The sequence below is a fragment of the Sphingobium sp. SA2 genome (assembly GCF_032227065.1).
Classification (GTDB): Bacteria; Pseudomonadota; Alphaproteobacteria; order Sphingomonadales; family Sphingomonadaceae; genus Sphingobium.
Genome location: NZ_JAPMXX010000006.1, coordinates 1,899,992 through 1,920,582, shown reverse-complemented (window position 1 = coordinate 1,920,582; position 20,591 = coordinate 1,899,992). Strand labels below are relative to the sequence as shown.

Here is a 20,591-nt window from a genome sequence, read left to right as displayed (position 1 = left end):
GCATCGGCGAGGGATATTCTGGTCCAAAGGCCATCCTAGACCGTGGCGCGCCGTTTCCACAAGGGGAGAAGTGGCGCGCCGCGGCAAAGTCGGCCATCAACTATCCGACGGATCGGCCAAGGAAGGCCGCTGGTCGAACACTTCATCGACAAGGCCGAAAGCCTTGGCCTCGTCCGCTTCGAGGAAGGTGTCGCGATCCATCGCCTTCTCGACCTCTTCCAACGACCGTCCGGTATATTTGACATACAGGTCGTTCAGGCGGCGGCGGATACGCAGGATTTCCTTGGCCTGGATCTCGATATCGGACGCCATGCCCTGTGCGCCGCCGGAAGGCTGGTGGATCATGATCCGGCTGTTGGTGGTGGCAAAACGCATACCCGGCTCACCCGCGGCCAGCAGGAAGCTGCCCATCGAGGCGGCCTGGCCCACGCAGAGCGTGCCGACCTTGGGCCGGATATATTTCATCGTGTCATGGATCGCCATGCCGGACGTCACCACGCCGCCGGGCGAGTTGATGTACATCCAGATGTCCTTCTTCGGATTTTCCGATTCGAGGAACAGCAGCTGGGCGACGATCAGCGAGGCCATATGATCTTCGACCTGGCCGGTCACGAAGATGATCCGTTCGCGCAACAGGCGCGAGAAGATGTCGAAGCTGCGCTCGCCGCGGTTCGACTGTTCGATCACGATGGGGACCAGCGCGGCCATGGGGTTGGTCATGATATCGGTCATTATGCTCTTTCAGTCAGCTGCTTTTGCCCGCCCCTACATCGTCACAAAAGGCGGCAGGTTCAAGGGGGAACAGGTGCAGTGGGATCGGGCTAGTCGCGCGCGGCGTAATCGGACGGCGCGCGGTGGGCGAGATAGGCCAGACGACGCACTTCGCGACGCCCGCGCACGACGGTATCAAGGATCAGCCCGCACATCGCCGACAGGGTGGCGAGGATCATGAGGCCAGTCACCAGGATCGCGGTCGGGAAGCGCGGCACGAGGCCCGTTTCCATATAGGTGACGATCAGGGGTGCGGCGAGGCCGAGCGCGAGCAGAGCCAGGAAGGCGGCGATGATGCCGAAGAACAGCACCGGCCGCTCGATGCGATAGAGGGTGATGATGGTGCGCAGGATGCGGAAACCATCGCGATAGGTGCTGAGCTTGCTGACCGATCCTTCGGGTCGCGCGCCATAGGCGGTGATGACTTCGGCCACCGGCATGGCGAGTTCGAGCGCGTGGACGCTGATCTCAGTTTCGATCTCGAACCCGGCGGACAGCACCGGGAAGCTCTTGACGAAGCGGCGGGAAAAGACGCGATAGCCCGACAGGATGTCGGTGAAGCTGCGGCCGAACAATTGCTTGAGCAAGCCGGTCAGCGCCCAGTTGCCGAGGCGATGGCCGGGGCGATAGGCCTCCTCCGCCTCGCTCTTGCGACAGCCGACCACCATGTCGAGATTGTCCGCCAGCATGGCGGCAACCATCGCCGGGGCGGCGGCGGCTTCATAGGTCGCGTCGCCATCGGCCATGATGTAGATGTCGGCATCGACGTCGGCGAACATGCGGCGCACGACATGGCCCTTGCCCTGTTGCGATACGCGACGGACGATCGCGCCTGCTTCGGCAGCCAAGTCGCGGCTGCCGTCGCTGCTGTTATTGTCGAAGACGTAGATGACCGCCTGCGGGAGCGCGCGGCGGAAGTCGGCCACCGTCTGCACGATGGCCCCGGCCTCATTATAACAGGGCAGGATGACCGCGATGCGCGGCGATCCGGCGGCAGCATCGCTGGCGAGAGCCATATCCACGGGCGGAAATTCCTTCATCGTCAGCCTATCCTCTGGTCGTCCGCGCGCCAAGACATGGACCGGCAGGGTTAATATTTCCTCTGCCATAGCGGGCCAGACATGAAAAGCGCCCGCGCTTCACGAGGAAGCCGGGCGCTCTTTTCATCGGGCAAGGGCCTTATTCGGCCTTGGCAGCGGCCTTCTTGGCAGGGGCCTTCTTCTTGGGCGCGGCCTCGGCGGCGGGTGCCGCCTCGGTTGCGACCGCGTCCTCGGCGACGTCCTTCTTGGCGGCAGCCTTTTTCGGTGCGGCCTTTTTGGGCGCGGCCTCTTCGGCGGCGGGTGCTTCTTCGGCTACAGCAGCGTCCTCGGCAGCAGGGGCGTCTTCAGCCTCGGCCTTCTTCTTGGGCGCAGCCTTCTTGGCCTTGGGCTTTTCGTCATGGTCATGACCGCAATCGGGGCCATGGACATGCGGCTTGAGGTCGCCGTCCTCGGCTTCGATCGCCGCTTCCAGCTCTTCCTTGGTCACGGTCCGTTCGGTGACTTCGGCCTTGTCGAACAGATAGTCGACGACCTTGTCCTCATAGAGCGGCGCGCGCAGCTGGGCGGCGGCCATCGCGTCCTGACGGACATATTGCACGAAACGCTCGCGATCCTGCGGACCGTACTGCTGCGCAGCCTGCATGATCAGGCGGTTCATTTCCTGTTCCGACACGGTCACGCCATTGGCCTGGCCGATTTCCGAAAGCAGGAGACCGAGGCGAACGCGACGCACGGCGATGGCGCGATAGTCTTCCTTTTCGGCTTCCATCTCGGCGAGCGCGGCGGCCGGGTCTTCTTCATGACCGGCTTCATGCTGAAGCTGCGCCCAGATCTGCTCGAACTCGGCTTCGACCATGCTCGGTGGCACGTCGAAGTCGTGCGAGGCGGCGAGTTGGTCGAGCAGCTTGCGCTTCATATGGGTGCGGGTCAGGCCATTATGCTCCTGCTCGATCTGCCCCTTGAGCAGGTCGTTCAGTTGCGTGAGGCCTTCCAGGCCCAGCGACTTGGCGAAATCATCGTCTAGCTTGGGCTTGTCGCCGTCCAGGATCGACTTGACGGTGACGTCGAAGGTCGCCGCCTTGCCGGCCAGATGTTCCGCACCATAATCTTCGGGGAAGGTGACCTCGATGGTCTTTTCTTCGCCCTTCTTCACGCCGGTCAGCTGTTCTTCGAAACCGGGGATGAACTGGCCCGCGCCGATCTTGAGGCGGATGTCGTCGGCCGAACCGCCTTCAAAGGCTTCGCCATCGACCTTGCCGACGAAATCGATGACCAGCGTGTCGCCGTCCTGCGCGACATGATCGTCGGCATGTTCTTCCAGCGCACCCTGCTGGGTGGCGATACGACCGGCCGATTCCGCGACCTGTTCGTCGCTCACGGGAACGGTCAGGCGCTCAAGCTTGAGGCCATCGACGCTGGGGGCGGCGATTTCAGGCAGCACTTCCAGCGCGACCTTGATCTCGGCATCCTTGCCGAACTCGAAACCCTCGTCCAGCTCGACCGAAGGCTGCATCGCGGGACGCAGCTTCTGGTCGGCGATCAGCTTCTGGATGCTTTCCTGGATGCTGTTGTTGAGCGCGTCGCGCTGCAAAGCCTCGCCATGCATCTTCTTGACCAGGTTGGCAGGCACCTTGCCGGGACGGAAGCCAGGCATCCGCACCTGCGGCGCCATGGTCTTGACTTCCTTTTCCACTCGCGCGTCGATATCCTTCGACGTGATGGTTACGGTGTAGGCGCGCTTAAGGCCCTCGTTCAACGTCTCGACAGTCTGCATCTCTTCTCTCAAACGCTTTCTTCAGCTGAATTTCGGTGGCGCCTGCGATGGGCCGGGGCCTGGCGCACTGGTGCGGGCGAAGGGACTCGAACCCCCACATCTTGCGATACCAGAACCTAAATCTGGCGCGTCTACCAATTTCGCCACGCCCGCATCGGTCGCCGGTCGGCGCGGCATAGAGAAAAGCGGGGAAAGAGGCAAGGGATAGTGGCATGATGCCGGGAACCCTGTTGCCGGGCCGTGCGTAGCCTATCGACCAACCCCATAAAGGAGCGCCGCAATCATGGCTACCCAGCCCGATCCCAATCCCGACGGCCTGCCCCCACCCGACATCATCAGGAGCCCCAGTCCCCGATGAGATGCCCCCGCCCGCGACTCCGGTCGAATTGCCGATGACCGAGCCGGACGAAATCGTGCCTGTCGGCCCGGATTATGACCAGCCCAACCGCGCACCGGCAGAGTTTCCCCCGGACTGAGTAACGAACAGTGTGATCAAAACCACATATCGATAATTTTCTTACTCAAAGCTGGAACAATTTGGTCGATCGCAAAAATTTCGTCGCCGCGCCGCTGGACAGCCCCCTGCAAGCATGATTGAATTGTGAAAGAAAAAAGAAATCGGGAGAGGCGCGGCTGACAAAATAAGGGGGTCGACGTGCATAAGGTTCGCGCCAAATTAGAATGGTTCAAGACCGTGATTTTGCCGCAGGAGGCCGCGCTACGCGGTCGCCTTCGCCGCATCCTTCCCTCAGCCCATGAGCTGGAGGATATGTGTGCGGAAGTCATGGCACGGGCCTATGCCACCGATAATTGGGAAAATGTGACGACGGGCCGCGCCTATCTGTTCACCATCGCCCGCAACCTCGTCATCGACACGGCCCGCCGCAACAAGGTGGTCAGTTTCGAAACGATCGCCGATCTGGAATTGCTGGGCGGCGACAATAATATCGAAGCGCAATTGCACGCCCGCGAAGCGCTGCGTCAGGTCGAAACCATTGTCGAATCGCTGCCGCCGCAATGTCGTCGCGTCTTCATTCTTCGTCGCATCCACGAAAAATCGATGCTGGAAATAGCGGAGGACATGTCGCTATCCGTTTCTACAGTTGAAAAACATCTAGCCAAAGCAATCGCAATAGTTATGCGGGCCTGGGCGGAACGTGAGGAAACGGATTTCGAGCGTGCAGGCGTCGGGGCCAACTTCAAGCAGCGGTCCCAGGGACGCGATCGAAGCGGAAGCCGCGCGCCTGCTGGCTAAGCTCCATAGCGATCCGACACCCCAGGAAGAAGCCGAGATTTGCGACTGGGTCGAGTGCGACCCACGCCATGCCGTAGCCTTTGCCCGTGCCGAAGCCGCATGGGATGCGGCCGAGCGCCTCAAGAGCGCCGCCGCCGATGTCACCCTGCCTTCGATGCCGGAGATCGTCAGCGAAGAGCAGCAGCGCCGCCTGTCGCGCAACATCATGATCGCCGCCGCCGTCGCGATCCTGTTCTTCATCTTTGCCGCCATCGTCACCGTCCGCACGTTCAGCGGCGTCGATCGCTATGAAGCGGCGCTTGGCGAAATTCGCGACGTCACGCTCGACGATGGCTCGATCGTTCACCTCAACAGCGACAGCGAAGTTGAAGTCCGCTTTACCGGCCATGGCCGCAAGGTGCGGATCGTCAAGGGCGAGGCCTCTTTCGAGGTGGCCCCCGACAGCGAACGCCCGTTCGACGTGGAAGTGCGATCCGCCCTGATCCGCGCCGTTGGCACGGCTTTCAACGTGCGGATGCGGCCAGCGCTGACCGAATTGACCGTGACGCACGGCACGGTGACGGTCCATTGCGGCAACAAGGCGCAGCAACGGGTGACCGCTGGCAATGGCGCGGTGATCCAACCGCACAGCATTGCGCTGACGCGGCTGGGCGACCGGCTGGTCAGCCAGCGCATCGCCTGGCGCCATCAAATGCTGGAACTGGATGGCGAAACCATCGAGCAGGCGACGTCCGAATTCAACCGCTATCGCAAAGCGCCGATCCTGATCGGCGATACCCGCGTGTCTCCGCTCCGAATCGGCGGCCGCTTCCGCGTGCATGACAGTCGCGCATTCCTATCCGCCCTGGAACGGACATTGCCGGTGCGTACCGTGCGGGGCGAGGATGGATCGGTCATGCTGCTCTATCGTGACGAAGAACCGACGCAGGCGAGCGAGGGCGACAGGTCTTAACCCAATAGCTCCCGCACCAGTTGCGGCACGAGGTGGCTGGCCGGGCCGAGGCGGCTTTCCTCGAAATAGATACTGCCGGCCGATGGATCGAGATTGAGTTCCATTGTTCGGGCACCGAAATGGCGGGCCGTCTGCACGAACCCGGCGGCGGGATAGACCGCGCCCGATGTGCCGATCGACACGAAAAGGTCGGCGCGGCGCACCGCTTCGTCGATGGCATCCATCTGATAGGGCATTTCGCCGAAGAAGACGATGTCGGGGCGCAAGCGGGGCTGCCCGCATCCGGCGCAGACCGTCCCCGGCGGCAAGGCTTGCGTCCACGGCACCGCCTTGCCGCAGGCGGCACAGAGCGCCGATTGCAGTTCGCCATGCATGTGGATCAGCCGCTTTGCCCCGGCGCGCTCGTGCAGGTCATCGACATTCTGCGTCACGATCAGCAATTCGCCCGGCCAGGCGGCATCGAGCGCGGCCAGCGCTTTATGCGCCGGATTGGGGGAGACGGTTGCCAGCTTTGCGCGGCGCTCGTCATAGAAGTGATGCACCAACGCGGGATTGCGCGCCAGCGCTTCGGGGGTGCAGACATCCTCGACGCGATGTCCTTCCCAGAGGCCATCGGGGCCGCGAAAGGTGGCAAGGCCGCTCTCGGCGGAAATGCCCGCGCCGGTGAGGATGACGACATTTGTAAAAAGTTGCTTCATATCTCCGCCCATGAAAATCGCTTCTTCGATATCGGCTATCTTTGCACCGATGTTTATAGAAGATGGCAGTAGCCTGCCTAAGCAATGTCACTTTGACCCAGAGAATGGATCAATACGATGCAAGATACGATGGCTTTTTGCCTTGATGAGTTTAGGCGACTTCATATCAGCAATCCTGCGCTAAAACAGATGACAATCGAACGGTCATCCGCCTTCATTTATCATAAATCCGGGTCCATACCGACGCTCCTTTCAACTGTTGAGGAGCATTTAAAGAATCGTCGTGCTTTTTCTCTGATTAGAGTTGGAAATGGCGAAGGTAATGCCTTTAGTATGACGCAACCGAGGTCTCATCCGGCATTGTTCGAGACATTTTGTCATGAGTTTAACGGTCAAAATCATTTTCCAATTAGCGAACAAGTGGCTGAACAGTTCTGCAAACGGGTAGTCATTGCGATCGATAATGCCGATTGGCGCGGCGTCCGAAGCTTTCGCATGAATGAATTGAAGCTCATCCCAGAGGTCATCGAGAAAAAAAGTGCCTATGCTGCGCTAGGCCTTACATATGCACGTGATTATCTCAGACAAAGCCTGGAAGGCGATGCATTACGTAACACTATTATCACGTCCGCCTGGATTCATCTCGATCTAGTTGACGAGTTCGATGCACTCCTTGCGCTAGGCCGTGAGATTATTGTCATCACCGGCCGACACGAGCTACACCACATCTTCAAAGAAAAACTAGGAAATCGCCTGATCGATTTTATCCCGGTTCCGGTACAGCGGTACATACCTGAAAGCTTCGAAGAATCTCATTTTGGAGGAAGATTCGACGAAGTTTGCTCAATCCTGTCAAAAGATCTGAGTTGCAAACTCGTTTTGGTTGGCGCCGGGCTATTCGGCAAAATTTATTGCGACGTAGCCAAGCGTCATGGCGCAGTGGCTTTGGATCTTGGTAGTTTATTCGACGTTTTGAGTGGAAAGACTACGCGACCGATCTTTAAAGACTATAATTTCAGAGGAAAGCGCTGGGTTTAGAGGATTGCGCAGATCGGTCCTAAATCGAAAGCCGTCGCGCCCGGTCCCGCCATGCTTCCGCCAGGACCGGCATATCGGCCAGTTGCGCCACCGCGCCGCGGTCTGCCTTGTGTCCGCCGCCGATCAGCAGGTGAAAGACCCTTGCGATGGGCCAGTCCGGCAAGGGGCGGTCGAGCAAGGCCATTCGCTCGCCCGCTTGCGCCTCGCCCTCGCGGATTACGCGGAAATACAGGCCGCTACGGCCGGTCTTGACGATGGTAGCCATGACATCGCGCGCGCCGAAGCGATGGTCGAGTTTCCAGCAGGGCTGGCGACCATGGCTGACCTCCACGATCGCGCTGCCTAGCGTGAAGCGGTCGCCCAGGCAGATCGTCTTTTCGGTCATGCCCCGCGCGGCGATATTCTCGCCAAAGGCACCGGGCGCGTCCAGCAACGGATGGCCGGGCTTGCGGTCGCGCCACCAGGCATAATGGTCCTGCGCGTAGAGATGGATCGCCTTGTCCCAGCCGCCATGATGGATGGGGTCGGCGACCTGATCGCCCTCCAGGCCGCCCCAGCCGATCCGCACCGGGCCGGTCACGGGGCTCTTGGCGATGGCGCTATAGTCGGGGCCGCGAAAGGGGGCCGGTTTGCCGACGAGCAGGGCATCGACTGTCATGAAGGGTGTATCCATGCCACCGTGTTGCCATGGCTGCGGACCGCTGGCGAGGGCCGATCGGCGGCCGGTGGCGTCAGGCCGGGCTGATTTCCGAACGGAGCTTAAGGACTTCGCCGCCATTGTCGGAATGGATCAGGAAGGCGGGATCGTTGGGCGATCCGTTGCGGCGGATCAGCGATCCTTCGATCGTGCGTTCGACATGGCGGTCGAACCGCTCGGTAATGTGACCCCGGCCGACGCCCTGCCCCCAGTTCCATTTGACCCGCTTTCCCTTCCGAAATGTCTCGGTCATCAGGGCATCCTCTTCCTGTCGGGCGCATGCTGCGCCAGCCGGTTTACATGACAAGCGAAGGTCAAAATTCCCAACGGCTTAACCGGTTCCCTTGGGTTTTACATTCTGTTGGGCTAAGGGGCGGCGATGGATGCATCCGGCCTTCGCGTTGCCCTGTTCAGCGGCAACTATAATTATGTGCGCGATGGGGCGAACCAAGCGCTCAACCGCTTTGTCGGCTATCTGCTGCGGCAGGGCGCGGCGGTGCGCGTCTATGCGCCGACCACCGAAACGCCGGCGTTCGCGCCTGCGGGCGATCTGGTCAGCACGCCGTCTTTCCCGGTGCCGGGGCGCAAGGAATATCGTGTCCCCTATCGCATGTCGGTGCAGGTTCGCCGCGATCTCAAGGCGTTCCAGCCCAATCTCATCCATCTTTCCAGCCCTGACCCGCTCAACCATCGGGCGCTCAGCTGGGCGCGCGACCATGGCCTGCCAACGGTGGCGTCTGTCCACACCCGGTTCGAAACCTATCCGCGCTATTATGGCCTCGCCTTTCTGGAGCCGTTGATCGAATCGATGCTGCGCCGTTTCTATCGCCGCTGCGATGCGATCGTCGCGCCGTCCGATTCGATGGCGCAGCTGCTGCGTGAACAGCGGATGAGCTATGACGTCGGCATCTGGACGCGGGGTATCGATCGCGACATCTTCAACCCCGGCCGCCGCAGCCTGGAATGGCGGCAATCGCTGGGCATGGCCGATGACGCGCCGGTGATCGGCTTTATCGGGCGGCTGGTGATGGAAAAGGGGCTGGACGTCTTTTCCGACGCGATCGACCAGCTGGCGGCGCGGCAGGTGCGGCATCAGGTGCTGATCGTGGGGGAAGGCCCGGCGCGCGAATGGTTCCAGAACCGCTTGCCGAACGCTGTCTTCACCGGCTTTCAGGGCGGGCCGGATCTGGGACGCGCGGTTGCGAGCATGGACATGTTGTTCAATCCGTCGGTTACGGAGACCTTTGGTAATGTGACATTGGAAGCGATGGCCTGTGGCTTGCCCACCGTGGCCGCGCGCGCGACCGGCAGCGAAAGCCTGGTGACGGATGGCGTCACCGGGCGGTTGATCCGCCCCGGCGCGATCGGCGACTTTGCCGATGCGCTGCAACATTATTGCGACGATGGCGCCGCGCGCGCTCGCGCAGGTGAAGCGGCGCGCACACGGGCGGAGCGCAATGGCTGGGACCAGGTCAATCAGGCGCTGGTCGACACCTATCTGCGTGTGATCCGCCAGCGGGCGCAGGGCATGGTGCTGCGATCCAGCCCGGTTCCCTGAGCGCCCTGCCCTCCCTATATAGTACTCATGGCTGACCTGTTCGCTTCCGACGATGCTGCGCGCGATAGTGCGCCCCTGGCCGACCAGTTGCGGCCGCGCACTTTAGCGGAGGTGGTCGGGCAAGAGCATCTGACCGCGGCGGACGGCGCGATCGGGCGGATGGTTACGGCGGGGCGGCTGTCGTCCATCATCCTGTGGGGACCACCCGGCACCGGCAAGACGACGATCGCGCGGCTGCTGGCCGATGCCGTGGCGATGCGGTTCGAGCCGATTTCAGCGGTGTTCTCAGGGGTGGCGGACCTCAAGAAGGTGTTTGCGGCGGCCAAGGACCATGCGCGGCAGGGCGCCAAGACGTTGCTGTTCGTGGACGAGATCCACCGGTTCAACCGCGCCCAGCAGGATAGTTTCCTGCCCTTCGTCGAGGATGGCACGGTGACGCTGGTCGGCGCGACGACGGAGAATCCTAGTTTCGAACTGAACGCGGCTCTCCTTTCGCGCGCGCAGGTGTTGATCCTGCGGCGGCTGGACGCCACCGCGCTCGAACAATTGCTCGATCGGGCGGAGGTGTTGACGCAGCGCCCGCTGCCGCTCACCGCCGCCGCGCGCGATGCCCTGCTTGCCAGCGCCGATGGCGACGGGCGCTTCCTGCTCAACCAGGTCGAGACGCTCTATGCGATCGACCTGCCCGAACCGCTTGATCCGGCAGGGCTGTCCGCCCTGCTCCACCGCCGCGTCGCGGTCTATGACAAGGATCGGGAGGGGCATTATAATCTGATTTCGGCGCTGCATAAATCGTTGCGCGGGTCGGACCCGCAGGCCGCGCTTTATTATATGGCGCGGATGCTGACGGCGGGCGAACAGCCGCTCTATGTGCTGCGCCGCCTGGTGCGCTTCGCGACCGAGGATATCGGCCTCGCCGATCCGCAGGCGGTGGTCCAGTGCCTGGCCGCCAAGGATGCCTATGAATTTCTGGGCAGCCCCGAAGGCGAACTGGCGATCGTGCAGGCCTGTCTCTATTGCGCGACTGCACCCAAATCCAATGCCACCTATGCGGCGATGAAGGCATCGTTCAAATCGGCGCGTGATACCGGATCGCTGATGCCGCCGATGAATATCGTCAACGCGCCCACCAAGCTGATGAAACAGGTCGGCTATGGCAAGGGCTATCAATATGACCATGATACGGCCGAAGGCTTTTCCGGCGCCAATTACTGGCCGGAGGAGATGACGCCGCAGACCTTCTACGCGCCGAGCGATCGCGGTTTCGAAGCGCGGATTGCCGAGCGGATCGCGCATTGGGACCGGCTGCGCGCCGAGCGGCAGGAGGGATGACGCCGCGCTTCGAGCGCTTCGTTGCCATCGACTGGTCGGGCGCGAAGGGGGTGCGGCACAAGGGGATTGCGGTGGCGGTCTGTGATGGAGGCGATGACGCGCCGCGCCTGGTCGCACCGGCCGAGCGTTTCTGGTCACGCAAGGCGGTCGCCGACTGGCTAATCGCGACTTGCGCGCAGGCCTCGACCTTGTTCGGCTTCGATTTCAGCTTTGCCCCGCCTTATGTTGCGCGCGGGGCCTATCTGCCGGGCGATGTGGTGCCGCAGGATGCGCCCTCCTTCTGGGCCTATGTCGAGTCGGTGTGCGACGATGTCGACCTGGGCGCGGCCAGCCTGTTGGAGGTAGCCCATCGCCGCCACTTCTATTTCGGCAAGGCGGACGGGGTGAAGGCCGATTACATGCACAACCGCGCCTGCGAAGCCCATTATAATGCGGGCGGCGGGGGCAAGCCGTCCACCGTCTATGACGCGATCGGCGCGGCGCAGGTCGCCAAGGCCAGTTTTGCGGGTATGCGGTTGCTGCACCATCTGCGCCCGCATGTGCCGATATGGCCGTTCGATCCCCTGCCCGCCGCCGGTTCGCTGATCGTCGAAATCTACACCAGCATTGCGGCCCGCGCGGCGGGGCGGCCCAACGGGCGAAGCAAGATGCGAGATCTGGAGGCGATCAATGCGGCGTTGGCGGTGCTGGGGTCTGCGCCCTATGCCGAATCGCTGCCCGATGATCATGGCGCGGATGCCATCGTCACGGCGGCCTGGATGCGACGGGCGGCGATGGAGCCATCGTTATGGTCGCCCGCGCCCCTGATGCCGCATATCGCTGCAACAGAGGGCTGGACGTTCGGCGTCATCTGATAGTAAGGGCGTTCGGCCCGATGGGCGCGCCGGATTAGCACAGGGGTAGTGCAGCGGTTTTGTAAACCGAAGGTCGCGGGTTCAAATCCTGCATCCGGCACCATTGTCCGCCTGATCAGACCCTGACCAAAAATGGGGACCGGCATTGCTGCCGATCCCCACGTCCGTCGGGTCAAGCGATCCGCGTCCCTGGCAGGATGCGATCATCGGCCCGGCGTTTGCGATCCGACCGCCTTCCCGAAGAAAGACTGTCGCATCGGGTGCTTCGGGGTGAGCCAAGGGCTGCTTTCCCGTCGCTGGTCGTATCTGTTCCGATGCCCGACGTTCACTTTCGCGCGTACCCGGCAGCGGCCATGACGACCGATCCGGCTATTGGCTGCGCCCTTGCGGGCTTACCCTGTCGCCGGACCATCAGTCACACAGGCAAAATACTGATAAATCAGTATTTTCTGAAATGGATCGCGCCATTTCCCTATACTCCGATAGGAAGATGGTCTCACCTCGTCCGAGTCGTTCCAAGCGAAATCGGACAGAATCATGACAGCGCCGCACGCAAATCTGTGGATAACTGTGGATAAGTTTTCCCCGCCCCTATTGCGGCGGTGCCCAGCCCGGCGGGGCCAGCGTGAAACCGGCAAAATCGAAGGCCGGCGTCACCGTACAACTCACCAACGTCCAGCCGCCCTGGGGTGCCGCCGCCTGCCAGTGATAAGCGGGCACGCTGCCCTGCGGCATCTGCCCAGCCATGATGTCCGGGCCGAGGGGGATCGTCTGCGCTGGTTCGCCCTCTGCCGCGACGGACAGCGATAAGGGCGCACCGGCATGCCAGAACCACAGCTCGTCGGCGTCCACCTTGTGCCAGTGCGAGGATTGATGGGCCTCCAGCAGGAACAGGATCGCCGTGCCCGCTGCGCGTTTGCCGGGTTCAGCGGCGGCGCGCCAGGTTTCGCGATACCAGCCGCCTTCGGGGTGGGGCGAGAGATCGAGCGCGGCGATCAGCGCCCGTCCATCCCGTTCGTCGTCCGCGCGCATCGGCTTACCTCAACTTTTATTGATTTTAATACAACTGCTTACGTCGTTGTCAGACGTTAATGCAACCTCGATCAATATGCAGGGGTTCAAGCATCAAGTCACGCTAATGGAGGAGAATTTCATGCGTAAAGCAATGCTGGCCCTGGCGGCCGTTTCGCTGGCCATTCCGATGTCGATGGCGATCCCCATCGAAGGCGCGGAAGCACGCAAGAATCATCGCTACAAGGAGTGGCGCGGTCGCGACGGGCGGACCTATTGCCGTAAATCCAACGGCACGACCGGCCTGATCGTCGGTGGCGTGGGCGGCGCCCTGCTGGGTCGCGCCATCGATACGCGCGGCGAACGTACGACCGGCACATTGCTTGGTGCCGCTGGCGGCGCGCTGTTGGGCAAGGAAATCGACAGCAAGCGTCGCTGCCGCTGACAAAAAAGGCGGCGTCCCGTCGGACGCCGCCCTTTTTATTCGACGGATCGAAAGATCAGTTCGACGCTGCGCCGCGCGCTTCATCGACCTTGAACGCGACATTCTGGCCGCCCGACACGCCCGACACGCGGCCGTTCTTGACCGAGAGGTTGAACGCGACGGCATCAGGGAAGCGACGGCCGGAAATAACTTTGCCGGTCTTCGTGTCCTTCACTTCATACACATAGGTATAACCTTCGTGCGTGAAGCGCTGCTTACCGGCTTCTTCAGCCTGGGCAGGGGTAGCGATGGCAACAAAAGCGCTCAGGGCGCTGGCGGCAACAAACTTGGACAGCATTCGCATGGGTTTTCTCCTTGTGAATGCCGATCAAACACCTCTGTATATTCTTGTTCTGTTAACGACGCTTCTATGTTGCAGCGCGGCATGACAGCAATCGCAAAGAACGACCATGCGGTTGCGCCGAACGCAATCCGCATGATGAGCCATTCATCCTTTCGACATGGCGACGATATGCTCGAACTGGGTCTGCGTCAGGGGCGACACCGACAGGCGCGACTGGCGCAGCATGACCATGTCAGCCAAGGCTGGATCGGCCTTCATGGCCTTGAGCGTGACCGGGCGATCCAGTTTCCGGTGCGGCGCGACATGCACCGCGATCCATTTGCCGCTATCGTCGGTGCTATCGGGCGCGGCCTCTTCGACGATCGTCATGATGCCGACCGCCTCCACCCCGATATTGCTATGATAGAAGAAGGCCAGGTCGCCCTTGCGCATCGCCTTCATATGCCCCTGCGCCGCGTGGTTGCGCACCCCGTCCCATTCCGCCTTCCCCTTGGCGACCAGGTCGTCATAGGAAAACACGTCGGGTTCCGATTTCATCAGCCAATAGTTCATTCTGCCTCCTTGCATCAGCGTCGTTGGCCGATCAAGGATGGCTTCATGCACCGCCGCGCCGCCAGGAAAGGGCGCGCAGCGACGATTTTTTGGAGATAATGACGTGTCGCAGACGATGATCGACCAAGTCCCGGTCCTGTCCATGGCAGAATTGGACAAAGCCGATTTTGCCCAGGCGTTCGGCCGGTCCTTTCAGCAGTTCGGTTTCGCGATGGTGCGCGACCATGGGATGGACCAGCAACTGATCGACGCCGGATGGGCGATGGCGCGGGAATTTTTCGCCCTGCCCGATACGGCCAAGCGCCGTTACGACGCGAAGAATAATGGCGGGCAGCGCGGCTATACGGCGTTCGGCACGGAAATCGCCAAGGGCGCGAGCGAGAATGACCTCAAGGAATTCTGGCATGTCGGCCGTGACCTGCCCGCGGGCGATCCTTTGGCGCAAACCATGCCGCCCAATGTCTGGCCGGACGACATGCCGGAGTTCAAGGCAGTGTTCGCCCCGCTCTATCGCGAGTTCGATCGCGTCGGCGCGGAATTGCTGTCGGCGATCGCGCTCTATCTCGACTTGCCCGAACGCTGGTTCGACGGGCCGATCGACAAGGGCAATTCGATCCTGCGCCTGCTCCATTATCCCCCCGTATCACCGCAGGCACCGGGCATTCGCGCGGGCGCGCATGAGGATATCAACCTCATCACCCTGTTATTGGGCGCGGAGGAAGGCGGGCTGGAGTTGAAGGATCGCAATGGCAACTGGCTGCCGGTGGTGCCGCCGCCCGGTGCGCTGGCGATCAATGTCGGCGACATGCTGCAGCGGTTGACCAACCATTTGCTGCCGTCGACCAGCCATCGCGTGGTCAATCCGCCGCCGGAGCGGCGCGGCCATTCTCGCTACTCGATGCCCTTCTTCCTGCATCTGCGTCCCGATTTCCTGATCGATGCGCTGCCGCAATGCGTGAGCAACGAAAATCCGCGCCGCGATCCGCCGATCACCGCGCATGACTATCTGACCGAGCGGTTGATCGAGATCGGGCTGATCAAAAAGGCCTAGAACCGGGCGGCGATTATTTCCGCCCGCGTCCGAGCGTGATGCCGATTTCTTCGCCACGCTCGGACAGCGCGAGCTTGACGATCTTCACCTCGACATGGCTGACCATCGCATCCTGCATGAAAATGGTGTCGATGATATGGTCGGCCACCGCTTCGATCAGTGTGAAATGCACGCCTTCGGGCAGCGCGGTGGACGCGGCATGTTTGAGGTCCATGTAATTTTTGGACTGGCCAAGCGGCGTGTCCGGCGCATAATGATCGGCGATCTTCAGCCGTGCGCGGACGGAAATGCGCAACGGCTGGGGGAGATGCGTCTCCTCCGAATAGATGCCGGTCAGCACGTCGACATGGAGATTATTGACCTCCAACGTCAGAAAATCGTCAAATCCAGTCTGCATGGTCCGCCATATGCGGCCCGTTGCTGCTGTTGCGACGGGCCTCTTTAGTCTTTCATTTTGCGACGCGAGCGCTAAAGCCCGCCGCTTCCGGCGCGGTCCATGCGCCATTGATGGCGGATCGGCAAGACGTGTCTCAGATTGTTCCCTTGAATAGTCAGCCTGTCATGGCGATCGAGGCGCTGCTGGATGCCGCCTTCGGACCGGATCGCCATGGTCGCACGGCGTATCGGATCAGGGATGGGATGCCCTGGCTGGCCGACTTGTCCGTCGCCACGCTGGACGCTGACGGAGCGCTGATCGGATCGCTGCAAAGCTGGCCCGTCGCGCTGACGCAGGCGGATGGCACGCAGATGCCGCTCATCATGATTGGCCCGGTCGCGGTCGATCCCGCCCATCAGAAGGGCGGCCATGGCCGCGCGATGATGGACGCCGTGATCGATGCCGCCCGCGCCCGGCGCAGCGAGCCGCTGATGATGATCGGCGACCCGGAATATTATGGCCGATTCTGGGGCTTTGATGCGCAGGGCACCGGCGGATGGGACGCGCCCGGCCCGTTCGAACCGCGCCGCCTGCTGGCTTTGTCGGTCGATGGCCGTGCCGTGGGCGGTATCGGGATGCTTGGCCCCAGAATCGCGGTCGCGGCCTGATTACCCCTTTGCCTTCGGGCAAGGCCGTGCCTATCTCGATCCCATGCCCATGGAGCCCCTCCCCGACCTCGCCACCCTGTCCCTGGCCGATATTGCCCGGCTGGCCGATGAAAAGCGCCTGCCGCCGGTTGAGCAATGGAATCCCGCCCATTGCGGCGACAGCGAGATGCGGATCGCGCGCGATGGCACCTGGTTTCATCAGGGGTCGCCGATCGGGCGAGAAGCGATGGTGCGGCTGTTTTCCACGATCCTGCGCCGGGAACCGGACGGCAGCTATGTGCTGGTCACGCCGGTCGAGAAGCTCGACATACTGGTGGAAGATGCGCCGTTCGTCGCCGTCGAATTGAAGAGCGAAGGCGAAGGGCGGGACCGTGCGCTCGCCTTCCGCCTCAACACGGGCGACCTTATCGCAGCGGGGCCGGACCATCAACTGGTCGTGCGCGAAACGGGCGATGGTCCCCATCCCTATCTCCATGTTCGGGGCGGGCTGGAAGCGTTGATCAACCGCAGCGTCTATTATGAGATGATGAACATGGCGCTGGAGGAAGCGGGCGATCGGGTCGGCCTGTGGAGCCATGGCCGCTTCTTTCCGCTGGATGGGACCGCATGACGCTGGCGGAGCGGTTGCGCGCCGCGCTTCGGGAAGGGCATCAGCGCGAAACGGATATACTGTTGTCGGACACGCGCGATCCGCGCATCGACGGGACGCTTGCGCTAGCCCCGGCGGCGGTGCTTGTGGCGGTCACCGACCGGCGCGAGCCGGGCCTGATCCTGACGCAGCGGTCGGCAGCGTTGCGCAAACATGCGGGACAAATCGCTTTTCCGGGCGGCCGCGTGGATGCCGAGGATGCGGACGAGATTGCCGGCGCGTTGCGCGAGGCGGAGGAGGAAATCGGCCTGCCGCGCCATGTGCCGCAGGTCATCGGCACATCGGATCGCTATCATACCTTCACGGGTTTCGACATCGTCCCGGTGCTGGCGGTGGTGCCGCCCGACCTGCCTTTACGGGCGCAGGAGAGTGAGGTTGCCGACTGGTTCGAACTGCCGCTGGCCTATGCCCTGGACCCTGCCAACCGTACCCGCCATGTTGTGGAATTTGATGGGGTTATGCGGCATTATTATGAGATTATATGGCAGGAGCGTCGCATCTGGGGCGTGACGGCTGCCATTCTCGCCAACCTCTCGCGCAGGCTCGGCCATGACCATCCTGCTGCCTGACGCCGAGTGGCGACACCGGCCGGGCCTCGACGGCCTCCTCGACGCGCTGGGTGCGGCCCAGGGGCAGGCACGCTTCGTCGGCGGGGCGGTGCGCGACGGGTTGCTCGGGCTTGCGGTCAACGATCTGGACATAGCCACCACGCTCGATCCGCATGATGTGGTTGATCGGCTGAAGGCGGCGGGGATCAAGGCGGTGCCGACCGGCATCGACCATGGCACCATCACGGCCGTCCTGTCGGGCTGGCCGGTGGAGATCACGACGCTGCGGCGGGACGTCAGCACCGACGGCCGCCGGGCGACCATCGCCTATACCGACGACTGGCGCGAAGATGCGGCGCGGCGCGATTTCACCATCAATGCGCTCTATGCCGATCCGTTGAGCCGGGAGGTCACGGATTTCTTCGGCGGTGTCGCCGATCTGGAGGCGCGACGCCTGCGCTTCATAGGGGACGCCGAGGCGCGCATTGCCGAGGATCATCTGCGCATCCTGCGCTATTTCCGTTTTCTCGCCCGCTATGGCGGCGATGTGGTGGACGATGACGCCTATGCCGCCTGCCGCGTTGCTGCCAACAGCCTGATGGCTTTGTCGCGCGAACGCATTGCCGATGAGTTGATCAAATTGCTGGCGGTTGCCGCGCCTCTCCGCGCGCTGCGGCTGATGGTAGATGGCGGCATATTGCGGGCGGTTCTGCCCGAAGTCGATATGGCAGGCATCGACCGGGTCGAGACGGTGATGGCGCGCGAGGCGGCTTCGGAGACGCCACCCTCGGCGCTCCGGCGACTGGCCGCCCTGTTACCGCCTGACCCGGCTGCCGTGGATCAGATCGGCGCCCGGCTCAAACTGTCGAACAAGGCGCGCAAGCGGCTGGCGCTGGCGGTCGAACCAGGCCCTGCGGATGAAGCGCCGCGTGCCTTGGCCTACCGAGTGGGAATGGAAAGCGCGATCGACCGGCTCTTGCTTGATGTCGACCGGCCCTTGTCGGCGCTCGTTTCGCTTGACGGATGGACGCCGCCGACATTGCCGATCAGCGGCGGTGCGCTGATCGCGCGCGGCCTGCCGCCCGGCCCGGATGTCGCCAAGGCCTTGCACGAGGTGCAGAAAATCTGGGTGGAAGAGGGTTTTCCCGATGCGACGCGCGTCGGCCTGATCGCCGATCAGACGGTTTCGAAATTCCAACGCGCGCGCCAATAATCGAAGGCATCCGCCTCGTTCATCGGCTTGGCGAAATAATAGCCCTGCCCCTGCCAGCAGCCCATCTGCTGCAAGGCGAGCGCCAGTTCCTGCGTCTCGATACCCTCGGCCGTGACCTTGAGGTTAAGCGATTCGGCCAGCGACAGGATGGTGCGGACGATGACCGCCTTGTCGCGATCCTCCGCCATGGACGACACGAAACTGCGGTCGATCTTGAGAATATCGATCGGCAGGCTGTGCAAGCTGGCGAGGTTGGAAAAGCCGGTGCCGAAATCGTCCATCGCGATCGGCATCTGCAAATCCTTGAGCGCGAACAAGAGTTTGCGCGCCTTGTCAGGGTCGGCGATGATCGCGCTTTCGGTCAGTTCCGCCGTCAATCGGCTGCCCGCGACGCCCGAATAGCGCAACGCTTCCTCGAACATCGAGGCGACATCATCGCGCGCCATCTGAATGGGCGAGAGGTTGACGTTGACGCCGACCGGCAAGGGCTGGCCATAACGCACGTCCCAGCGTGATAGCGCCTGTGCCGCTTCATAGGCGGCCCAGCGGCCAAGCGACGTGATCAGGCCGCTTTCCTCGGCGACGGCAATGAATTCGACTGGCGGGACATGCCCCAATTCGGGGTCGTGCCAGCGCGCCAACGCTTCGAAACCGGTGATTTCGCCGGTCTGGAGATGGATGAGCGGCTGATAGGCCAGCGTCAGGCCACCATGGGCCAGCGCTTCGCGCAACCGGCTCTCGATCGAAAAGCGCCGTTGCGCTTCCTTCAATACGCCGTTGCGATAGATTTCGACCTTGCCGCTGCGCTTGGCGATCTTGACTGCCGCTTGTGCCTTGCGCACCACATCGTCCGGATCATCGTCCAGGTCGATCGACAGGGCGCACCCAATGGCACAGTCCACCCGGATCTGCAGATCGCTTAGCCGAATCGGGGAGCTGAGCGCTTCTCTGATCCTCTGCACGATATGCAAAGCGTCTGATAGACCATTGTTAAGACGCGCAAAAATAGCAAAATCATTGCCGCCGATGCGTGCCAGCACATCACCTTGGCGGAGGCTGGATTTCAGGCGCTTGGCGACCGTGATCAGCAGTTCGTCGCCCGCCATCGGGCCGAGCGATTCATTGACACGGCTGAAACGACTGAGATCGATTGCAATGATGCCAAATTGGGCATTGTCCGGCCAGACGCTGTTACTGAGCCGATCGTCAATCTCTTCACCGAACCCGGTCCGGTTGGGGAGCGCCGTCAAGCCATCCGACAGAAGCTCGCGGCGCAGATTCTTCTCCATCGTCCGGTCGCTGGTGCGATCGATCGCCGTGAAGAGAAAATGGGGTGGACCATCGGAGGGGAGTCGCCCGATCGTACACATGAAATATTCCGGCCCCAACGCGCCGTCGCGCCGCAGTTCGAAGCTATCGCAGGGTCGATCCGACCTTATGAAACTTTTGACTCGATCGCGCCATTCGGTAGCGACCTGTTCCATGATGTGCGATAGTCCACGCGATCGGAAGGCCTCGGTGAACGCGGCGTTGGCCTCCAGCACGACGATGTCGTCATCATCCTGCACAGATAAGATGGCGGACGGCTGTGGCAAGGCTGCCAACCATTGGCGGCTGGCGACCATCTGATCGACCTGTGCAGCATCCCCCCCGCCGAGGGGATCTTCGCTGGACCTTTTCACTGGCCAATTGCACGCCGCAATGGATTCCATGGCCCCGCGATATCGGGAACCGGTAAATTTTCAGGAAACGTCTGGTCGCTCTTT

The 20,591-nt window shown here is 62.2% G+C and carries 23 protein-coding genes, 2 tRNA genes and 1 pseudogene; 14 read left to right on the top strand and 12 right to left on the bottom strand.

Going from position 1 to position 20,591, the window contains the following annotated elements; genetic code table 11:
- Window positions 1–96: 96 nt before the first annotated feature.
- The 4 genes from OVY48_RS17120 to OVY48_RS17105 form a co-directional block, all read right to left on the bottom strand.
- Window positions 97–732: an ATP-dependent Clp protease proteolytic subunit gene (locus OVY48_RS17120; RefSeq protein WP_037475003.1), complete on the bottom strand. Its 636-nt coding sequence runs from the start codon at window positions 730–732 to the stop codon at window positions 97–99.
- An 89-nt stretch (window positions 733–821) separates the two neighbouring features.
- Complete coding sequence (locus tag OVY48_RS17115) at window positions 822–1,811, bottom strand: glycosyltransferase family 2 protein (protein WP_313923722.1); 990 nt, start codon at window positions 1,809–1,811, stop codon at window positions 822–824.
- A 139-nt stretch (window positions 1,812–1,950) separates the two neighbouring features.
- Window positions 1,951–3,585, bottom strand: coding sequence for a trigger factor (tig, locus tag OVY48_RS17110; RefSeq protein ID WP_313923721.1), 1,635 nt, complete (start codon window positions 3,583–3,585; stop codon window positions 1,951–1,953).
- 68 nt (window positions 3,586–3,653) lie between these two features.
- Window positions 3,654–3,738 (bottom strand) — tRNA-Leu (locus OVY48_RS17105).
- 130 nt (window positions 3,739–3,868) lie between these two features.
- Here OVY48_RS17105 and OVY48_RS17100 point away from each other — a divergent pair.
- From OVY48_RS17100 to OVY48_RS17090, 3 genes and pseudogenes are all read left to right on the top strand, one after another.
- Window positions 3,869–4,061, top strand: a pseudogene (locus tag OVY48_RS17100) (hypothetical protein).
- A gap of 179 nt (window positions 4,062–4,240) precedes the next feature.
- Window positions 4,241–4,840, top strand: a complete 600-nt coding sequence (locus OVY48_RS17095; protein ID WP_037472959.1) for an RNA polymerase sigma factor — start codon at window positions 4,241–4,243, stop codon at window positions 4,838–4,840.
- On the top strand, window positions 4,764–5,792 hold the full coding sequence (locus OVY48_RS17090; RefSeq protein WP_313923720.1) for a FecR domain-containing protein: 1,029 nt from the start codon (window positions 4,764–4,766) through the stop codon (window positions 5,790–5,792). The genes OVY48_RS17095 and OVY48_RS17090 overlap by 77 nt, the downstream gene beginning before the upstream one ends.
- On the opposite strand, the gene OVY48_RS17085 is transcribed toward OVY48_RS17090, so the two are convergent.
- Window positions 5,789–6,490, bottom strand: coding sequence for an NAD-dependent deacylase (locus OVY48_RS17085; RefSeq protein ID WP_313923719.1), 702 nt, complete (start codon window positions 6,488–6,490; stop codon window positions 5,789–5,791). The genes OVY48_RS17090 and OVY48_RS17085 overlap by 4 nt on opposite strands.
- Window positions 6,491–6,607: 117 nt before the next feature.
- Between OVY48_RS17085 and OVY48_RS17080 the strand changes: the two genes are divergently transcribed.
- Window positions 6,608–7,528: a hypothetical protein gene (locus OVY48_RS17080; RefSeq protein ID WP_313923718.1), complete on the top strand. Its 921-nt coding sequence runs from the start codon at window positions 6,608–6,610 to the stop codon at window positions 7,526–7,528.
- Window positions 7,529–7,547: 19 nt separating this feature from the next.
- On the opposite strand, the gene OVY48_RS17075 is transcribed toward OVY48_RS17080, so the two are convergent.
- Both OVY48_RS17075 and OVY48_RS17070 read right to left on the bottom strand, forming a co-directional pair.
- A complete protein-coding gene (locus OVY48_RS17075; RefSeq protein ID WP_313923717.1) occupies window positions 7,548–8,201 on the bottom strand; it encodes an MOSC domain-containing protein in 654 nt (217 codons plus the stop codon).
- A 58-nt stretch (window positions 8,202–8,259) separates the two neighbouring features.
- Window positions 8,260–8,478, bottom strand: coding sequence for a DUF2945 domain-containing protein (locus OVY48_RS17070; RefSeq protein ID WP_037473443.1), 219 nt, complete (start codon window positions 8,476–8,478; stop codon window positions 8,260–8,262).
- 126 nt (window positions 8,479–8,604) lie between these two features.
- Between OVY48_RS17070 and OVY48_RS17065 the strand changes: the two genes are divergently transcribed.
- The 4 genes from OVY48_RS17065 to OVY48_RS17050 all read left to right on the top strand — a co-directional run bounded on the left by OVY48_RS17065 (window position 8,605) and on the right by OVY48_RS17050 (window position 12,072).
- Complete coding sequence (locus OVY48_RS17065) at window positions 8,605–9,783, top strand: glycosyltransferase family 1 protein (RefSeq protein ID WP_313923716.1); 1,179 nt, start codon at window positions 8,605–8,607, stop codon at window positions 9,781–9,783.
- A gap of 27 nt (window positions 9,784–9,810) precedes the next feature.
- On the top strand, window positions 9,811–11,115 hold the full coding sequence (locus OVY48_RS17060; protein ID WP_313923715.1) for a replication-associated recombination protein A: 1,305 nt from the start codon (window positions 9,811–9,813) through the stop codon (window positions 11,113–11,115).
- Window positions 11,112–11,969, top strand: a complete 858-nt coding sequence (locus OVY48_RS17055) for a hypothetical protein (RefSeq protein WP_313923714.1) — start codon at window positions 11,112–11,114, stop codon at window positions 11,967–11,969. The genes OVY48_RS17060 and OVY48_RS17055 overlap by 4 nt, the downstream gene beginning before the upstream one ends.
- 28 nt (window positions 11,970–11,997) lie before the next feature.
- Window positions 11,998–12,072, top strand: a tRNA-Thr gene (locus OVY48_RS17050).
- Between the two features lie 488 nt (window positions 12,073–12,560).
- Here OVY48_RS17050 and OVY48_RS17045 read toward each other — a convergent pair.
- The gene (locus OVY48_RS17045; protein ID WP_313923713.1) at window positions 12,561–13,001 is read right to left on the bottom strand and encodes a cupin domain-containing protein; all 441 of its coding nucleotides are present in this window, start codon (window positions 12,999–13,001) and stop codon (window positions 12,561–12,563) included.
- Window positions 13,002–13,122: 121 nt separating this feature from the next.
- On the opposite strand from OVY48_RS17045, the gene OVY48_RS17040 reads away from it, so the two are divergent.
- Window positions 13,123–13,425: a glycine zipper 2TM domain-containing protein gene (locus OVY48_RS17040; RefSeq protein WP_037479014.1), complete on the top strand. Its 303-nt coding sequence runs from the start codon at window positions 13,123–13,125 to the stop codon at window positions 13,423–13,425.
- Between the two features lie 55 nt (window positions 13,426–13,480).
- Here the strand turns inward: OVY48_RS17040 and OVY48_RS17035 are convergent, their stop codons facing one another.
- Both OVY48_RS17035 and OVY48_RS17030 read right to left on the bottom strand, forming a co-directional pair.
- A complete protein-coding gene (locus OVY48_RS17035) occupies window positions 13,481–13,762 on the bottom strand; it encodes a hypothetical protein (RefSeq protein ID WP_313924825.1) in 282 nt (93 codons plus the stop codon).
- A gap of 150 nt (window positions 13,763–13,912) precedes the next feature.
- Window positions 13,913–14,320, bottom strand: a complete 408-nt coding sequence (locus OVY48_RS17030) for an EVE domain-containing protein (RefSeq protein ID WP_313923712.1) — start codon at window positions 14,318–14,320, stop codon at window positions 13,913–13,915.
- Window positions 14,321–14,423: 103 nt separating this feature from the next.
- On the opposite strand from OVY48_RS17030, the gene OVY48_RS17025 reads away from it, so the two are divergent.
- Window positions 14,424–15,371, top strand: a complete 948-nt coding sequence (locus OVY48_RS17025; RefSeq protein ID WP_313923711.1) for an isopenicillin N synthase family dioxygenase — start codon at window positions 14,424–14,426, stop codon at window positions 15,369–15,371.
- A gap of 13 nt (window positions 15,372–15,384) precedes the next feature.
- On the opposite strand, the gene OVY48_RS17020 is transcribed toward OVY48_RS17025, so the two are convergent.
- Window positions 15,385–15,768, bottom strand: a complete 384-nt coding sequence (locus OVY48_RS17020) for a dihydroneopterin aldolase (RefSeq protein WP_313923710.1) — start codon at window positions 15,766–15,768, stop codon at window positions 15,385–15,387.
- 110 nt (window positions 15,769–15,878) lie between these two features.
- On the opposite strand from OVY48_RS17020, the gene OVY48_RS17015 reads away from it, so the two are divergent.
- Genes OVY48_RS17015 through OVY48_RS17000 form a run of 4 tightly spaced genes read left to right on the top strand, consistent with a single transcriptional unit; the run spans window position 15,879 to window position 18,825 of the window.
- On the top strand, window positions 15,879–16,415 hold the full coding sequence (locus OVY48_RS17015; RefSeq protein ID WP_313923709.1) for an N-acetyltransferase: 537 nt from the start codon (window positions 15,879–15,881) through the stop codon (window positions 16,413–16,415).
- Window positions 16,416–16,458: 43 nt separating this feature from the next.
- Window positions 16,459–17,025: a DUF1285 domain-containing protein gene (locus OVY48_RS17010; RefSeq protein ID WP_313923708.1), complete on the top strand. Its 567-nt coding sequence runs from the start codon at window positions 16,459–16,461 to the stop codon at window positions 17,023–17,025.
- On the top strand, window positions 17,022–17,633 hold the full coding sequence (locus tag OVY48_RS17005; RefSeq protein WP_313923707.1) for a CoA pyrophosphatase: 612 nt from the start codon (window positions 17,022–17,024) through the stop codon (window positions 17,631–17,633). Before OVY48_RS17010 ends, OVY48_RS17005 begins: the two co-directional genes overlap by 4 nt.
- Window positions 17,614–18,825 (top strand): CCA tRNA nucleotidyltransferase, encoded by a 1,212-nt coding sequence (locus OVY48_RS17000; protein WP_313923706.1) that lies wholly within the window; start codon window positions 17,614–17,616, stop codon window positions 18,823–18,825. The genes OVY48_RS17005 and OVY48_RS17000 overlap by 20 nt, the downstream gene beginning before the upstream one ends.
- Here the strand turns inward: OVY48_RS17000 and OVY48_RS16995 are convergent.
- Complete coding sequence (locus tag OVY48_RS16995; RefSeq protein ID WP_313923705.1) at window positions 18,789–20,537, bottom strand: bifunctional diguanylate cyclase/phosphodiesterase; 1,749 nt, start codon at window positions 20,535–20,537, stop codon at window positions 18,789–18,791. The two genes, OVY48_RS17000 and OVY48_RS16995, sit on opposite strands and share 37 nt — an antisense overlap.
- Window positions 20,538–20,591 lie beyond the last annotated feature (54 nt).

Bases quoted from the DNA above. Each gene is read 5' to 3' on its own strand.
- OVY48_RS17045 (WP_313923713.1), bottom strand. From the start codon at position 13,001: ATGCGCGCGGACGACGAACGGGATGGACGGGCGCTGATCGCCGCGCTC.
- OVY48_RS17115 (WP_313923722.1), bottom strand. From the start codon at position 1,811: ATGAAGGAATTTCCGCCCGTGGATATGGCTCTCGCCAGCGATGCTGCC.
- OVY48_RS17065 (WP_313923716.1), top strand. From the start codon at position 8,605: ATGGATGCATCCGGCCTTCGCGTTGCCCTGTTCAGCGGCAACTATAAT.
- OVY48_RS17035 (WP_313924825.1), bottom strand. From the start codon at position 13,762: ATGCTGTCCAAGTTTGTTGCCGCCAGCGCCCTGAGCGCTTTTGTTGCC.
- OVY48_RS17085 (WP_313923719.1), bottom strand. From the start codon at position 6,490: ATGAAGCAACTTTTTACAAATGTCGTCATCCTCACCGGCGCGGGCATT.
- OVY48_RS17010 (WP_313923708.1), top strand. From the start codon at position 16,459: ATGCCCATGGAGCCCCTCCCCGACCTCGCCACCCTGTCCCTGGCCGAT.
- OVY48_RS17000 (WP_313923706.1), top strand. From the start codon at position 17,614: ATGACCATCCTGCTGCCTGACGCCGAGTGGCGACACCGGCCGGGCCTC.
- OVY48_RS17020 (WP_313923710.1), bottom strand. From the start codon at position 15,768: ATGCAGACTGGATTTGACGATTTTCTGACGTTGGAGGTCAATAATCTC.
- OVY48_RS17030 (WP_313923712.1), bottom strand. From the start codon at position 14,320: ATGAACTATTGGCTGATGAAATCGGAACCCGACGTGTTTTCCTATGAC.
- OVY48_RS17005 (WP_313923707.1), top strand. From the start codon at position 17,022: ATGACGCTGGCGGAGCGGTTGCGCGCCGCGCTTCGGGAAGGGCATCAG.
- OVY48_RS17120 (WP_037475003.1), bottom strand. From the start codon at position 732: ATGACCGATATCATGACCAACCCCATGGCCGCGCTGGTCCCCATCGTG.
- OVY48_RS17015 (WP_313923709.1), top strand. From the start codon at position 15,879: ATGGCGGATCGGCAAGACGTGTCTCAGATTGTTCCCTTGAATAGTCAG.
- OVY48_RS17055 (WP_313923714.1), top strand. From the start codon at position 11,112: ATGACGCCGCGCTTCGAGCGCTTCGTTGCCATCGACTGGTCGGGCGCG.
- OVY48_RS17040 (WP_037479014.1), top strand. From the start codon at position 13,123: ATGCGTAAAGCAATGCTGGCCCTGGCGGCCGTTTCGCTGGCCATTCCG.
- OVY48_RS17070 (WP_037473443.1), bottom strand. From the start codon at position 8,478: ATGACCGAGACATTTCGGAAGGGAAAGCGGGTCAAATGGAACTGGGGG.
- OVY48_RS17060 (WP_313923715.1), top strand. From the start codon at position 9,811: ATGGCTGACCTGTTCGCTTCCGACGATGCTGCGCGCGATAGTGCGCCC.
- OVY48_RS17080 (WP_313923718.1), top strand. From the start codon at position 6,608: ATGCAAGATACGATGGCTTTTTGCCTTGATGAGTTTAGGCGACTTCAT.
- OVY48_RS17075 (WP_313923717.1), bottom strand. From the start codon at position 8,201: ATGGATACACCCTTCATGACAGTCGATGCCCTGCTCGTCGGCAAACCG.
- OVY48_RS16995 (WP_313923705.1), bottom strand. From the start codon at position 20,537: ATGGAATCCATTGCGGCGTGCAATTGGCCAGTGAAAAGGTCCAGCGAA.
- tig (WP_313923721.1), bottom strand. From the start codon at position 3,585: ATGCAGACTGTCGAGACGTTGAACGAGGGCCTTAAGCGCGCCTACACC.